Genomic DNA, 14,830 nt, shown 5'->3' with positions numbered 1-14,830 from the left:
ATCCGCAACGTGGCGAGACCGCCCCTTATGGCGTGGGCGGATCGGCGCGGCGCACGAAATCGAGCACCTCGCCGCTTTGCAGGTTGAAGGCCAGGCGGCGCGGCGCGCCGCCACTGTCCAGCGTGAAGGTCTTGACCTGCGGCAGCGCCTGCAGATAAGCGGTTTCAAACGCGGCCAGCTCCGGCTGCGGGCAGGCCATGCGCGTGGAGCCCGGCGTCTGGATGGTCAGCGTGCCGCCCTGCAGCAGATAGGCGCCGCTGTAGCGGTTGCAGCCCGAGAAGCCCACCACGCGGTACTGGCGCCCCTGCGCCAGGAAGGTGAGATGCACGGGTTCGCCAGAGGCGCTGCGCGGCGGGATGGCGCGCGCCTGGCCGTCGGGCCGCGCCCAGCGCACCAGCTCCCAGGACGTCTGGGCCAGCGAATCGGCGCTGGTGGCGGCATTGGCGGCGCCGGGCCCCTGGGCACGGGCCTGCACCGGCGGCTCGGCGGGCACGGCGGCCGGTTTGCCCGCGCAGGCGGCCAGCAGGACGGCGGCCCCGACAGCCAGCAGCGCGGGCACGGCGGCGCGGGTGTACATGGCGATGGTCATCAAGGCTCCTGTTGCGACAGCAGGCTTCACTGTAAACCCCGGGGCATTACCAGGCTTTGTCGCGGCGAGACCGGATGTATCCGTGCCCCCTGCGCTCTCGGATACGCGCAAGGGACAGCGCGCGACACTCTGCCTAGGTGTTGTTTCATATTTTCGAATAAATTCTGCAAAAGGCGAAGAAAAGATAAGATGTGCATATCCTGTCCGCAACAGAAAAGCGAAGTCTTCCGCGTTGGAAGAGGCCGGCTTGTCTTTTCCGACGCGCGCCGTCCCCCAACAAAGCGGAACATGTCCGTGAACGAACCGGAATTCCTGACTACCAAAGCCGCCGCGGCGTTGATCGGCGTATCTGTACGCACGGTCCAGCTATGGGTCGAGGCCGGTCTGCTGCAGGCCTGGAAGACGGAAGGCGGACACCGGCGCATCGCGCGCGCCTCGGTGGACGAGCTGCTGCGCCGCCGCGCCGAAGAAGCCGGCCGGCCCGCCCCCGGCGACGGCGGCCCGCTGCGCGTGGTGGTGGTCGAGGACGATGTGCACCTGCAGACCCTGTATGAACTGACGCTGACCAGCCTGCCCTTCCCGCTGGAACTGAAAATGGCGGGCGACGGCTTCAGCGGCCTGATGCGCATCGGCCAGTTCCGCCCGCACGTCATCATCGCGGACCTGAACCTTCCCGGCCTGGATGGTTTCCGCATGATCCGCGCGCTGAGGGAAGCCCCCGAATCGCGCGACGCCGAGCTTTACGTCGTCTCGGCGCTGACGCCCGAGGACATCCGCGACCGTGGCGGCCTGCCCCAGGGCGTGTCGTCCCTGTCCAAGCCCGTGCCCATGAGCGCGCTGGAATCGCTGATGCATCAGGCGCACGAGCGCTTGAACGCCTGAAAGTGCCCATCGCCTGAAGGCGGCGGCTTTCCCGCTGTGGCGGCCCTGCTGCGGGATTGAAGACGCGGCATCCCCACGCTTGCGACATTACGCGGCAACCGCGGCGCGGTAGCATTGCGGGGTCCCCATTCACCTGGACGCCCCATGCCGCGCGCTTTCCCTCCGCTCCCCGGACAAGCCCATGCTGGGTAGGCTCGTCCGCATCCTGCTGGCGCTGACCGCCGTCGCGCCGCTGTCCATTCCCCTGGCGTATCTTTACGCCCGGCAGCAGCAGTTCCTGTGGGCCGCGCTGGCGCTTGCCGGCTGCCTGGCGCTGGGCGGGCTGGCATGGATCATCATCGTGCAGGCCAGCAGGCGGCTGGAACCGCTGCCCATCGCCATCGTCAAGGCCAAGAGCGCCGACAAGGAAGTGCTGGCCTTCTTCATCGCCTATGCCCTGCCGCTGATTTTCCGCAACCCGGTTTCCGCGCCCAGCCTGGACGGCTGGCTGTTCGCCATGCTGCTGCTGGTGTTCGTGCTATGGAGCACGCACACGCTGCAGGTCAATCCCGTGCTCGGCCTGCTGGGTTTCCATTTCTACGAGGCCGAGGCGCAGGGCGGCATCACCTACCTGCTGATCACCCGCCGCGAGATCACCAACCTCAAGTCCATCGGCCACGTCGTCCAGATCGGCGAATACGGCGTCCTCGAAGCCCGCCGCCCTTCCGGAGCCTCAGCATGAGCCTTTTCGCTCTGACCTCTCTGCCCGAATCCCGCATCGTGCGCCTGGTGCTGACGGCCGCCCTGCAAAAGGAGATCCATGATCTGTTCGCTGAGCAACTGGAAGCCTTCGAGGCCGGCATCGTCGACACCATTGCCTTCGATGGCCGCTATACGCCGGATGAAGGCGAACTGCTGGCCATCGGGGGCTTTCACGAGGCCGGTGCGCTGCGCGACGCCGTCGCCAACCCGGTGTCGGTGGAGGCCTACGATCCGGACCGGCATGGCCTGGACAGCGTGCGCGCGGTGTTCACCGGGCTGGGCAAACGCGGGGCCGAGCGCGTGCTGATCCAGCGCTTCGAGCGGCGCAGGCTGATCGCCAGCCGCGGCCTGGCCATCTTCTATTCCGGCAATACGTTCCGCAAGATGGAGCAGGCCGGGCTGACGCTGGACACCAAGCTGCTGGCCGTGCTGGACGGCGACACGCTGCGCTTCCAGAGCTTCCATTTCCTGCGGCAGGTGTTCGACCTCAGCGAGCAGTACAACGAGGCCACCAACGAGGACGTGCAGCGTTTCGCCACGCACGCCAAGATCGCGGTCGAGGATGCGGGCACCTTCCAGGAAGGGGCCGGCTCGCTGGTGCGCAAGAAGATCGCGTTGATCCTGCAATCCGGTGTGCTGGAAAACTTCAGCACGCAGCAGATCGCGGCGGCGGCGCAGGAATTCGGCGTTCCTGTCGAGATGGATGCGCGGCAGCGCATCGTGCTGCCGGAGAACAAGACGGCATTGCGCCGGCTGTTGCGATTTCTGGACGAGGACTACTACGAATCGCCCATCAGCCGCACGCGCTATGTGTCGAACTCCAAGCGCGTGGCGGATTAGCTCTCTGCCCGGCTTACCGGGATCGACGCTTTCGCGGCAAAGTGAGCCATTGGCATGGCATTCCGGCGGGGAATGGCGCAGCCGGCGACATGCGGTGCGGGAGTCATCGTGAAATGAAAAAGCCGGCGGACGCGCCATGCATCCGCCGCGCCGCCCTCACTCGAACTTGTGCGACACCGAGGCGCTGCGGCCTTCGCTCAGATCGATCGATACCTGATAGTCGGACGCCGCCGGGTTGCGCACCGTGATGGTGTGCTTGCCGGCCGGCAGCGTCAGCGAACGCAGCGGCGGGCTGACGCCCCGCGAACGCCCATCCACCAGCACCTCGCCCCACGGCGAGATGTTCAGGTTGACGGTGCCCGTGGTCGGCTTGGGCGGCGTTTCTGCCGCCGCGGCGGCCAGGGCATCGGTCGTCGCCGTGGCCGCGCCCGAGGGATCGGTCGCGCTGCCGGTGGCCGTGCCGGTGCTGGGCTGCACCGTGCCCGGCACCCCGCCCACCGCGCCCGGCTGGGCCGTGGTGGCATTGGGCGAGGACAGCGCGCCGTCGGCCACGGACGCGCCCGGCGTGGGCGGCTGGGCGGCGCCCGGCGTCACGCCCGAACTGGCGCCGTTGCCCGGCGTGCCAGGCTGCGCCGTCATCGGCGGCACGCCGCCCGTCGCACCCGGCGTCGCCGTGGAGGACGGCGGCGGAACCTGACCGTTGCCCTGGGGCAGGCTGGAACCGTTGCCGGCATACGGATCGGCGGCGGCGCCCCCCGTGGGCGGCGGATTACCGGCCGACGGAGAGGCTGTGCCCGGTGCGCCGGCCTGCGGCGCCGCGCCGGAGGAAGGCTGCGACACACGCGGCTGAGGCGGTTCCGGCGGTGGGGGGGTGTCGGTCAGCGAACGCGGCGGATTGGCCGGCGTGGGCGCGGATGAGGGCCCGTTGCCCGCCGTCAGCGGCGCATCGCTGCCCTGCATGCGCATCCAGAAGAACACGGCGCAACCGATGACGACCAGCACCACCAGCACCATCACCCAGGAGACGCGGGACGGCGGCTTTGTGGCCTGCTGCGCCGGCTTGGGCGGCGCAGCGTCTGCGGCGCCGCGGTCTTCGTCCGCCTGCGCACGGTGTCCGGGCGATTCAGCAGCGACGGGCGGAACCGGCACGGGCGCGGGTTCGGGAATCGGTTCCGGAATGGGTTCGGGGAACTGCTCGGGAATCGGCTCCGGGAAAGGATCCGGCATGGCGCGCGGCGCGGGTTCGGGCGCAACGGCGGCTGGCGAAGAAGCAGACTGCACGGGAGCAGGCGGAATGCGGTCGGCCAGCGGCGGCGCGGCGGGCGCCATCGGCAGAGGAGCCGGCGCCGGGACCGGCGCGGCAATCGGCGTCGGAACGGCAGGCGCCGGTTCCGGGGCAGAGGCAAAAGGCGAAGGCACAGGTGCAACCGGCGTCGGCGCCGTGGGGGCAACTGGCGCGGTCATCGGCGGCGGCGTCCCGGGCGAAGCCGCCGATGCGGCGGCCCCGGCGGGCAACGGCGCAACGGGCGCGACCGGCGTCGCCCGCGCGCCCAGGCGTTGCAGCAGTTGATCCAGCGTTCCCGGCCGGACACGATGATCCAAGGCCAGGCCGGCATCGATCGCCTGCGCGAAACCCGCCGCGGCGGGATCCTGCATACGCTGCACCAGCGGCACGTAGTCATCGCGCACACAGCGCTGCAAGGCCGGCGGCGGCGGCTCGCCGGTCGCCAATGCGTAGCCCAGCGCGCTCAACGCATACACGTCGGTCCAGGGCCCGCAGGGATTCTGCGGATCGTCGGTGTACTGTTCGAAGGCGGCGTAGCCCGGCGCGCGCGCCGCGGATTCCGCATTGGCCGTGGGCGAGGCGGGACCGGTCAGCAGATGCGCGCGGCCATCGTGATCCACGCCCACCGTGCCCAGCGCGACGCCGCCGTGCACGCGCCAGCCGGCATGCAGCGGCGACAGTTCAGCGATCAGGTCGGCCAGCACGCGGCCGATGCGATCGGCCGGCGTCCCGCCGTGCGTGAACTCGGGCAGGCTGCTCAGGGGTTGCGGCGCGCCGCGCGCCGCGTCGAAGTCGCGCCCAGTGGCGCCGGCTTGGGATTGATTCATAAGGGCTCCGGGCAGAGTGACCTCACAGGCGCCACGTCGATGGCGACGAGAACAGCCGCAGGAACAGGGTGGCATTCAAGGCGCCGCCATGCACGTAGGTCTGCAGGGCCGCGCCATCGGTCTGGTTGGTCCACCAGTAGCTGGTGTGCGAGCTGGGGTTGAAGCAGGCAGGCAGATCGGGCCAGGCGGCCAGCGCGCGCGTATCCTGGGCGGGCGCCGCCGATGCGGCCGCGGGCATGCCGGCGTTCAGGATGTCCAGGATGTCGCTGGCGGCCGACGACGCGGCGGTGACGGGTGCGGCATCGGGCAGGCGAGCGGGAATCTCCACGCCGAGCAGGGTACGGTCCAGGTGATCGGCGCTGCAGCCGTTGCGCGTGGCGCTCATCAGGCCGCTGCCCAGCTGGCGGTAGAAATCGCCGGCCTGCGCGAGATGGGCCTGCTGGAAGGCATCCGCCTGCACCGCATATATCGCGCACAGCGGATACGCACGGCCCACGCGGTCGCGGCTGGGTGCGATGCTGCCGAGCAGGACGGTGCCGGCACCCGACGGTCCTGCGGGAATCGCGAAGTTCCAGATGGGCGCCGTCAGATAGGCACGTTCGGCGCCGTCGTCGATGGAATTGCGCAAGGCCGCCAGGCCGTACTGCAGCCACTTGTCCCACCACGCGATCAGGCCGCGCGGCAGGCGCCGGTGCACGAAATCACCCGCCGCCGGCATCTTGCCGTACCAGCCTACGCTGTCTCCGTTTTCCGCGTTGCTGCGCATGGTCCGGGCCCCCGTCACGAGCGTCCGGGGCACGAGAACCCCTGCATCTCGGGAAGGTGGAACGGGCTCTTCACGCTGCCGGCGCGGATTTCCAGGACGATCTTGCGCCCTCCGATGTTGAAAGTGGCCATGGTGATCTCCTGTGAAGGGCCGCGCTGCAGGGTTGCCTTGTCCAGCATCCGGTTCAGCGCCCAGGGGCCGCTGCTGACCAGCCCCGCGGTGCCGACTTGCGGCGCCAGTTCGATACGAACCTGATTGGTGCCGCGCGGGCCGGGCCACTGCACCGTGGTGGCCACTTGCGGGCCATGGGTGTAGCGCACGGTCTGGCCGTCGATGTCCATCAGGAATTGGGTAATGGCGGGATCCATCTCGATCGGACGGATCGAGACCCGGTAGGACGGCGTGGGGCTGCCCGCCATGAAGTACGCGTCGCGGATGGCCGCGCCGCGCTGGAACGAGTCCAGCAGCGCCGAGTTCTTGCCGGGCGTGCCGTCGATGCCCGGCTTGAAGCGCCAGCGCGAACCGGACACGTCGATCTCGCTGATCAGGTTCTTCTGGAAGAACTCGTCCATCATGCCGTTGGGCGCGAACAGGCGCGCCATGTCGTTGGGCGCCACGTCCTTGTCCGAATTCGGCGAGAAGGGATAACGGCCCGCGATGGCTTGCCGGCAGAACAGGCCGATCGTCGCGTAGGAGTTTTCGCCGAGGCGTTCGCGCGTCACGCCCGAGACCTCGTTGGACGCGCCCGTCGACAGGTCGTCCAGCACGCCGCGCAGCGGGCCAGGCATGCGGCCGGCTTCGGCGCGCATCTTGGTGACCACGTCGGAAGCGGGCGCCGGGCTGGCGCTGCGCAGGGCGGCGTCGGCGGCGGTCAGGTAGGTGTACAGCTCGTTCAACAGGCTGGTCGTGGCCGCGATCGGCGCCTGCTGGCCCTGCCCTTCGCTGCGCGCCAGGCGGCGCCACGGCTCGAAGTGCTCGTCCACGATGCGTTCCAGCTTGCCCTCGGTGGCGTCGGCGCGCGTGGCGGCGTTGGGGCCCGTGGGGCCGAACATCTGCTCCAGCGCATCGCGCGTGCTGCTGACCCGCTCGCGCGCCGCATCGGCCAGCGTGCGCTCGTTGTTGGTGTCGCGCAGCAGCGTGGTCTCGCGCGCCACGCTGTTCACCAGCTGCACCAGCGGCGAATCCGGTGCGGACAGCGTGCGGGCCACCTGGATGCTCTGCATCAGCGACGTGCGCGGCGCCAGCGTCAGGTCGTTCAGATAGCCATCCCACTGCGCCACGTAGTCGTTCAGGTACAGGCGCTTGATGTCGACGATCAATTGCTGCTGAGAGGCCTGGTCCAGCAGGCCCGGCGGCGGGATGTCCAGCACCCAGGCATCATCGCGGCGCAGCAGTTCCGCCACGCGCGTCACGCGCGGGTTGAACACTTCCCAGTAGCCCCGATAAGTGAACAGCGACGCAATGCCCTGGTTCAGCGGCTTGCCGCTCTTGCGCGCGAACACCGCGTTGGCCTGCGGGCCGCCCAGCGTGACCGCCGTGGTGTCGGGCGCGCTTTCACCGCCGGCCAGCATGCGGCGCAGGCGGCTGTAGGCGCGCTGCGCCAGCGTATAGCGCGCCAGCTTCTCGCGCGCCTGCTTGACCAGTTCCTCGTCACGCGGGAACGGCGAGGCCAGCACGCGGCCCTGCACCAGGTTGCGCAGATGCAGGGACAGCAGGTCGTACTGGCGGCGCGTGTAGCCCTCGGGCAGCGTGTTCTGCATGTCGGACAGCAGCCAGGCATGCATGAACTCGGCGTCGTAGTGGTCGGCCTCGTACAGCATCAGATAGGCGCGCAGCGCCTCGTAGCTGTATTCCAGGTCGTCCGCCTTGGCCGAGCGCAGCGCGGCCTCGATGCGGCGCGCCACCTGCGGCAGCAGCACGGTGTCCAGCGCATCGCGGTACACGCCCTGCACCGCCGAGTTCATCTTCTCGCCCTGGTACAGCCCGAAGCGATAGCTCCAGGGAGGCGAATCGATCTCGAAGTTGGCATGGCGCGGCAGATACCACAGGCTGTCCAGGAACGGCATCAGCCCCAGCACGTCGCCCGCCTTGGTGATCTTGATCTCGCGGCCCAGCTTCTCCACCGTGGGCACGCGGCGATCCACCTCGTCCAGGTAGCGCGAGTTGTTGCCGTAACTGATCAGCCATCCCGCCGTCAGCGCCACGAAGGCGATCGCGATGGCCGCGTAGCCCGCCCAGTGCAGGCGGCGGTAGCGGCGCTCCCAGCGCAGGTTGCGGCCCGCCAGGCCGGCCTCGCGGAAGATCACGTTCTGCAGCAGATCCTTCAGGAAGAAGCTGCGGCCTTCTTCGGAGTCCGGCGTCGTGGTCGCCAGCCCACCCTCGATACGCAGATAGCGCTTCAGGTGGCCCGTGACCTGGTCGAAGGTCTCTCCGCCCTGCGTGCCGCTGGTGAAATACACCCCACGCGGCATCAGGCGCGCCTCGAAGCGCGAGGTGGCGAACACGTCGCTCAGGAAGTGGCCCAGCACCGATTGCAGGCCTGCGAACTGTTGCGGCAGCAGATAGGCCAGCGCGCGGCGCGACTCTTCCGTCTCGGCGGCCAGCACTTCCGGCAACGCGTCGTCCAGGCGGCGCTGCAGCAGGCGGTACTCGGCGTGGAAGGCCTCGTACAGGTCGAAATCCTGCTCCTGGCTGCGGGCGTAGGGCAGCGTGAAGCCCCACACCTGCTCCAGGTCTTCGCGGCTGAACGACGCGAAGTACTGCTCGAAGCCCTGCAGCAGGTCGACCTTGGTGACCAGCACGTACACCGGGAAGTTGATGCCCAGTTGCTCGCGCAGTTCCTGCAGGCGGCGGCGCAGCACCGCGGCATGCTGGGCGCGCTCGGCCTCGGACGCGGCCAACAGGTCTTCGATGCTGATGGTCAGCATCGCGCCGTTGATGGGCTGGCGCCCGCGGAAGCGCGACAAGAGGCCCAGGAAGCCCTTCCACTCTTCCTCGTCGCCAGTGGGATCGCTTTCGTGGGTGGTGTAGCGGCCGGCCGTGTCCAGCAGCACCGCGTCGTCGGTGAACCACCAGTCGCAGTTGCGCGTGCCGCCCACGCCGCGCAGCGCGGCCTTGCCGAAGCGGTCGGCCAGCGGGAAGTTCAGGCCGGAGTTGACCAGCGCCGTGGTCTTGCCCGAGCCCGGCGCGCCGATGATCACGTACCAGGGCAACTGGTACAGATACTGGCGCGAATAGCGGTCGAAGGAGAAGCGGCGCTTATGGCCTTCGAAACGGGTCTTGCGCAGCAGTTCGACGGCTTCGTCGAAGCGGCTTTCCAGCTCTCGGATATCGGATTGCGGGGCCTCCGCCTCGGTCTCGTCTTTCTTCTTGGGGCGGCGCAACTGACCGAGCAGCTGTGCGTTCAACCGGCCTTCACGCCATTTGCGCCACACCAGGCGCAGCAGCCAGATCGAGAAGAGGATGGCAATGACGATGATGCGGGCCGTCTCGCTTTCCAACGGACGCTGCGCGCCGATGGCCAACAGCGGGCCGGCGATCCACACCAGCAGCGCCAGCGCCACGATGCCGAAGAAATTCCACAAGCCACGGCTGAAGAGCCAGCCGAAGATGCGATACATCATTGTCGGGCTCCTTCCGGCGTTGCTTCGGGCGACACGGGCGGCACCATCAGCGTGATCTCCACGCGGCGGTTGGCCGAACGGCCGGCCGGCGTATCGTTGGGCGCGATGGGGTCGGCATCGCCGCGGCCCTCGGCACGCACGCGTCCTGGCTGGTCCAGGCGTTCTTCCAGGATGTCCTTGACCACGTCCGCACGCGCCTGCGAAAGGTGCCAGTTCGACGGATAGCGCGCGGTGCGGATGGGCACGTTGTCGCTGTAGCCACGAATCAGGATGTTGCCCTGGGTCTGGCGCAACGCGTCGGCCACGCGCGACAGCACGGGCACGTAGCGGTCGCGCACCACGGCGGCGCCCGACTCGAACAGGCCGTCGCCGCGCAGCACGATCACGCTGCGGTCGACCTCGTCGCGCACGGCCACCAGTTGCTCGCGGATCTCGGGTTCGAGGAACACGGCCAGGCGCGGCGACGGCGCCGGGCGGCGCACGGCCGGCGGCGCGATCTGCATGGTGGGCGGCTTCAACTGCCCGATGGCGGCAAACACCACGTCGGAGCGGCCGCCCAGGCTCCAGTTCAGGCCCCAGAACACCAGCAAGGCCAGCACCGCGGCCAGCGCGCCGAACACCCACAGCGGCACCGGCAGGCGGCGCAGCGCTTCCTGCGCCGGCGCGTCACGCCAATGCGGCGACAGCGCGCGGGCGTACTCGCCGCGCGCGCTGCGCAGGATGCGCAAGAGCCGCTGGCGCAGCGTTTCGAGCTGCGTGCGGCCGTTGTCCACCACGCGATACCGGCCCTCGAAGCCCAGCAGCAGGCAGTAATAAAGCAGTTCGAGCAGGTCCAGGTGATGGCCCGGATTCTGCGACAGCTTGGCCAGCAGCTGGAAGAACTTCTCGCCGCCCCAGGTCTCATTGTGGAACGTGACCAGCAGGCTGTGCGCGGACCACACCCCGCCGCCGCCCCAGGGCGTCAGCGCGGCGGCTTCGTCCAGCGCCGTGCACAGGCAATAACGCGCGCCCAGGATGGTCTCGTTCGGAATGCCGGCCTGCTGCGCGCGCAGTTCGAACTGGCGCACCTCGTCGACCAGATGCTCGCGCAGCATCGCGGGCGATGGGTGCGAACTGGTTGCGCGGATCTGCGGAATCAGGTCCAGCAGCGGATTGGCCGCCGCCACCAGCGGATTCGATCCGCTGATGACGTACTCGTGCGGACGCAGCCGGCTGGCCGCGCCGCCAGGCGCGGCGCCTTCGTCCAGCAGGCCGGGAAAGGGAGGATCGGATGCATGCATGCGTGGAATCTCCTGCCGGGCTTAGTCTCGGACCGCCCAGAACTCCATGGCCAGGCCGGGGAACTCGCCTGCCAGGTGCAGGGCCATCGCGCCGGTGCGTTCGAGCTGCTTCCAGAAGTCGCCGCTCTTGTCGAGCTCGAAGTACACGTAGCCCGCGCTGTAGGGAATCTGCCGCGGCGCCACCGGCAAGGCCCGGACGGTGACGCCCGGCAGTTGCAGGTGGACCAGGTCGCGGATGCGATCGACCGGGCCGATCTTGACCTGGGCCGGGAAGCGCGAGCGCACGGTCTCGGCCGGCATGTCCGCGTGCACCGCCAGCACAAAGCCGGCGGTACGCAGCAGTTCGGCGTCGGCAACCTGCGCGGTGCGCACGCCCTGGCCGCGATCGTGCAGCGGAATCTGGATGGCGTGCTGCTCCAGCACGGCGGATAGCGAACGGCGCAGCTCGGCCATCAGCGGCTCGAACGTGGCCTGCAGATCATCGTGTTCGTAGGTCGGCAGCACTTCGGGCCGGCGCTGCGCGCTGGTGTAGGTGGCCAGGTCGCTGGCCAGCATCAGCCAGTCGTGGAACAGGCGTTCGGGGTGCATGTTCGGCACCTGGCGCGCGTGCCAGAGCGCGCCCACGTAGCGGTTGACGGTCTCCAGCAGCATGAAGTCGGCCACTTCGGACACGCCGCCGCGGCCCGGCTGCGTCAGGCGTTGCGCCAGCACTTCGCTGCGCGCTTCCAGCAGACCGTAGAGCTCGCTGGTGAAGGTACGCAGCGAGGGTTGCAGCGCGGCCTCGAGCCAGGGCGGAATGTAGCGGTCGTCCAGCAACACGCGGTTGTCGGCGCGGCGCTCGATCACGCGGGCCACCCCCACGCCGATCCACTCGTCGCCCAGATCGGTTTCCAGCATCAGCCGCAGCCGCAGGCGGCCCATCTGCACCAGGGCGGCCTCCATGCCGACCGCGCCGGAATCCTCGATCTCGCCTTCATGCACCTCGAAGCGCGCCAGGGTGTCCTGGCCTTCTTCGTAGATGACCTCGCAGGCGCCCGGACGGCGGCGCGGCAGCGCCAGCATCACGCGCACGTCGCGCGCGTCGGGATGGACGTCCAGCGCGGCGGGCGCATCCTGGGCGCGCTCGAATTCGAACGGTGTGCCGTCGGGCAGGATCCCCGCAGCCTGCGCCAGCGCGACCTTGCCCAGCGCCAGCGCGTCGCGGTCGATCTCCAGGGCCGAAAATCCCCAGAAAAAACCCTGCAACGCCTGCGTACGCCGGCGCAGCAGCGCCTCCAGGTGCCGTTCGAATTGCTGGAAATGCTGCGGCCGCAGGAACATGCCCTCCGACCAGACGACTTTGTTGTCCAGTGCCATATTCGATTTATGTGATTGACGGAAAACCAGGCCGGCTCGGCCCGGATCGGCGGGATGATGTGCAATGCGGCCCTGGGCCGCGGACCTGCGTCAGAAAGGCCACCAGGAACTCTCCCGGTCGACGAATTTCAGGCCCTTGCCATCGACGGAAACCCGGACGGTTTCCTCGTTGGGCGAAAACTGCCAGAACTTGTAGATATTCGTGTTCTGCGCTTCGGGCAGCGGCACGGTCAGGCGCCATTGGCTGTTTTCCAGGTCGCGATAACCGGCCACGATGCCGACCACGCGCGCCTCGACACTGCCCGCGTGGGTCACTTTCTTGGTCTCTCCGGGTTGCAGGATGACCTGGTCGCTTTCAAGCAGCGTCTTGCCCAGCGCGGCCTGCGGATCGCCCTGCAGCGTGAAATAGTCGCGCGCCTCGAACTCGCTGGACGAGCGCAATTCGAATACCGTGACCTGGATGGGCGACGGCCGGCCATTGGCATCCGGATTCACGCGCGGGTCGGCATACAGCTCGATGGCATAGGGCACCGCCCGCTTGCTGGCGGTGGAAGAGCACCCGACCGCCGCCGCCAACAGTATGACCACGGGCGCCAGCCGCAAAATACGCAGTGTCTGTCCGATAAATGATTCCCGCGTCGCCATAGCGCCACCTGCTTCCCGTGGTTACGAAAGCCGGTATATTCAAGGCAGGCATACGGCTTTTTTATGACGAAATGTAGTTAGTTACGCCTGTTACGGAGTGGTGAATCTGCTTCTCGATTGGAAATATTTGGCTTACCACCCGAATCATTTCCAGAGCAACTCGCCGCTATCATCGCTGCAAGTCCGCATCTGTAACCGGCCATCCTGGCCGAACGGCGCGGGTTTCTTTCACTGTTCGCTCACGACCCCTCACTATGAGAATGCAAGTGCGTTCCGGCCTGCTGGCCGCCGTGATACTGCTGGCGGGATGTGCCGCCAATAATCAGACCGCGCCCGCGCCGGTCGTCCTCACGCAGGAGGCTCGCGACCAGATGCAGCAGGTCCGCGACGCGTACAACGCCGGCCGCTACGGCGACGTCATCCGCCAGGTGGCGACCTCCGACGTCCTGCACCAGTCCACCACCGAAGTGCGCATCGAGGCGCTGAAGCTGCAATCGTTCAGCTACTGCCTGACTGACTACCGCCAGCTCTGCGAGGACGGCTTCCGCCGCATTCTGGCCATCGACCCCAACTTCACGCTGGCTCCCAATGAGGCGGGCCATCCCCAGTGGGGTCCGGTGTTCCGCCAGGCGAAGGGAACGCAGAACGGCTGAGACAGGGCCACCCAGGCGGCGTCCTGCGTGGCGCCGCCCGCCGGCCCGGGCAACACAGGAAGACGGCCATGACCCTTACCCTGATCCAACGCAATTCCGATGCCTCCGGCGCGCCGCGCCGGGCAGATTTCCGCGCCCCTGGCGGTACGCTGGGCCGCGACCCTGCGAATCATCTGGTGCTGCCGGACGAGTCCGGCATGCTGTGCCGCGTGCAGGCCGCGCTGCGCGTCGACCCTTACGCCTGCCGCCTGCGCAACCTCAGCTCGATGAGCAAGGTCAGCGTGAACGACGTGCCGCTGGCCGCCGGGCAGGAGCTGTCCATCGCACCGGGCGACACGCTGCGCATCGGCTCCTATGTATTGGGGGTAGAACTGTCGCAAGCGGCGGCGGCTCCCGCCGCCGAGGCGAGTTCGGCGCCGCCCCTGGGACCGGTTGCCGCCGCACCCGTGGCCGCACCCGTGGCCGTACCGGTTGCTGCACCGGCGCCAGCCGCTGCTGCGCCCCGTCCGCCCGAACCGCGCGCGGCCGAGCCCTACCCGGCCGAGCCCCGGCGAGCGGAGACATCGCCGCATCCGGCCGAACCGCCATACGCCCCCGAAGCACCGCGTGCGCCGGTCGCCGCGCAGCCCGTCTCGGCAACGGCTTCCCGGCAACCGGAAGCGCCCATCGCAACGCCGCCGGCAGCCGCCGCCGCGCCCATGCCGATGGCGCCGCCCGACTTCCCCGACCTGTCCGACTTCGATGCCTTGGGCAAGCCGCCCGCCGGCGATCCCGATCCGCTGCTGGCCGGCGCGCCGGCCGCCCCGCTGGCAGCCGAACCCGCACCCGCGCCGCAACAGCCGCCCGAAGACGTGTTCAGCGGCCTGTTCGGTCCCGGCACGCTGCCGGTGGGCACGGTGTCCGACGTCTCGGCCCATCCTTTCGAAATGGACTCGGCGCAGGCACGCAACGCCGCCGATCCGCTGTCGCATCTGCCTCGCGGCGACGCCTCGGTCTCGCGCCCCCAGCGCGATCCGCTGGCCATGTTCGATGCGCCGCATGGCGGCCATGACGTCTTCGCCGACCAGACGCCGTCGACACTGCCCGCGCATGACCCTCTGCAGCCGATGCGCTCGGATCCCGTACGCGACACGCTGCAGCGGCCGCGCGACACCGACGACAGGATATCGGCGCGCGACCACGCCTCCATGGGCGGCTCTTTCCTGCGCCCCGCCTCGCCGCGCGCGCCCGCACGGCCGGGCACCGACCGCAGCGGCAACGACCGCGACCGCAACAACGAACGCTGAGGCCCCGCAGGATAGCCATCCTGCCAAACCAGCGCTTGCAATGACGACGGGCCGGCA

The 14,830-nt window shown here is 68.9% G+C and carries 12 protein-coding genes; 5 read left to right on the top strand and 7 right to left on the bottom strand.

All coding sequences use genetic code 11. The features are described 5' to 3' along the window. Positions 1-25 precede the first annotated feature (25 nt). Positions 26-589 carry an META domain-containing protein gene (locus A7W11_RS10310; protein ID WP_066411229.1) on the bottom strand — a complete coding sequence of 188 codons (564 nt, stop codon included), beginning with the start codon at positions 587-589 and terminating at the stop codon, positions 26-28. A gap of 288 nt (positions 590-877) precedes the next feature. Between A7W11_RS10310 and A7W11_RS10305 the strand changes: the two genes are divergently transcribed. The 3 genes from A7W11_RS10305 (at position 878) to A7W11_RS10295 (ending at position 3,052) form a co-directional block, all read left to right on the top strand. Beyond that, entirely contained in the window at positions 878-1,471 is a 594-nt protein-coding gene (locus tag A7W11_RS10305; protein WP_412778716.1) for a helix-turn-helix domain-containing protein, read from the top strand. Between the two features lie 181 nt (positions 1,472-1,652). After that, positions 1,653-2,192, top strand: coding sequence for a hypothetical protein (locus A7W11_RS28270; protein WP_066411227.1), 540 nt, complete (start codon positions 1,653-1,655; stop codon positions 2,190-2,192). Next, positions 2,189-3,052: a Kiwa anti-phage protein KwaB-like domain-containing protein gene (locus tag A7W11_RS10295; RefSeq protein WP_066411215.1), complete on the top strand. Its 864-nt coding sequence runs from the start codon at positions 2,189-2,191 to the stop codon at positions 3,050-3,052. Before A7W11_RS28270 ends, A7W11_RS10295 begins: the two co-directional genes overlap by 4 nt. 156 nt (positions 3,053-3,208) lie before the next feature. Here A7W11_RS10295 and A7W11_RS10290 read toward each other — a convergent pair whose 3' ends face one another. The 6 genes from A7W11_RS10290 to tssJ all read right to left on the bottom strand — a co-directional run bounded on the left by A7W11_RS10290 (position 3,209) and on the right by tssJ (position 12,834). Next, positions 3,209-5,164, bottom strand: a complete 1,956-nt coding sequence (locus A7W11_RS10290) for a protein kinase family protein (protein WP_066411199.1) — start codon at positions 5,162-5,164, stop codon at positions 3,209-3,211. A 22-nt stretch (positions 5,165-5,186) separates the two neighbouring features. Next, complete coding sequence (tagF, locus tag A7W11_RS10285; protein ID WP_066411197.1) at positions 5,187-5,930, bottom strand: type VI secretion system-associated protein TagF; 744 nt, start codon at positions 5,928-5,930, stop codon at positions 5,187-5,189. Between the two features lie 14 nt (positions 5,931-5,944). Then, complete coding sequence (gene tssM / locus A7W11_RS10280; protein ID WP_066411195.1) at positions 5,945-9,553, bottom strand: type VI secretion system membrane subunit TssM; 3,609 nt, start codon at positions 9,551-9,553, stop codon at positions 5,945-5,947. Beyond that, a complete protein-coding gene (locus A7W11_RS10275; protein ID WP_066411192.1) occupies positions 9,550-10,833 on the bottom strand; it encodes a DotU family type VI secretion system protein in 1,284 nt (427 codons plus the stop codon). Before A7W11_RS10275 ends, tssM begins: the two co-directional genes overlap by 4 nt. A gap of 21 nt (positions 10,834-10,854) precedes the next feature. Beyond that, the gene (gene tssK / locus A7W11_RS10270; protein ID WP_066411189.1) at positions 10,855-12,189 is read right to left on the bottom strand and encodes a type VI secretion system baseplate subunit TssK; all 1,335 of its coding nucleotides are present in this window, start codon (positions 12,187-12,189) and stop codon (positions 10,855-10,857) included. A gap of 90 nt (positions 12,190-12,279) precedes the next feature. Next, the gene (gene tssJ / locus A7W11_RS10265) at positions 12,280-12,834 is read right to left on the bottom strand and encodes a type VI secretion system lipoprotein TssJ (protein WP_066411186.1); all 555 of its coding nucleotides are present in this window, start codon (positions 12,832-12,834) and stop codon (positions 12,280-12,282) included. Positions 12,835-13,088: 254 nt separating this feature from the next. Between tssJ and A7W11_RS10260 the strand changes: the two genes are divergently transcribed. Both A7W11_RS10260 and A7W11_RS10255 read left to right on the top strand, forming a co-directional pair. After that, on the top strand, positions 13,089-13,487 hold the full coding sequence (locus tag A7W11_RS10260) for a TssQ family T6SS-associated lipoprotein (protein ID WP_066411183.1): 399 nt from the start codon (positions 13,089-13,091) through the stop codon (positions 13,485-13,487). A 68-nt stretch (positions 13,488-13,555) separates the two neighbouring features. Next, positions 13,556-14,773 (top strand): FHA domain-containing protein, encoded by a 1,218-nt coding sequence (locus tag A7W11_RS10255; RefSeq protein ID WP_066411181.1) that lies wholly within the window; start codon positions 13,556-13,558, stop codon positions 14,771-14,773. The last annotated feature ends 57 nt before the right edge of the window (positions 14,774-14,830 follow it).

It is taken from the genome of Bordetella ansorpii (assembly GCF_900078315.1).
Taxonomy (GTDB): domain Bacteria; phylum Pseudomonadota; class Gammaproteobacteria; order Burkholderiales; family Burkholderiaceae_B; genus Bordetella; species Bordetella ansorpii.
This window is presented reverse-complemented; position numbering and strand designations above follow the sequence as displayed.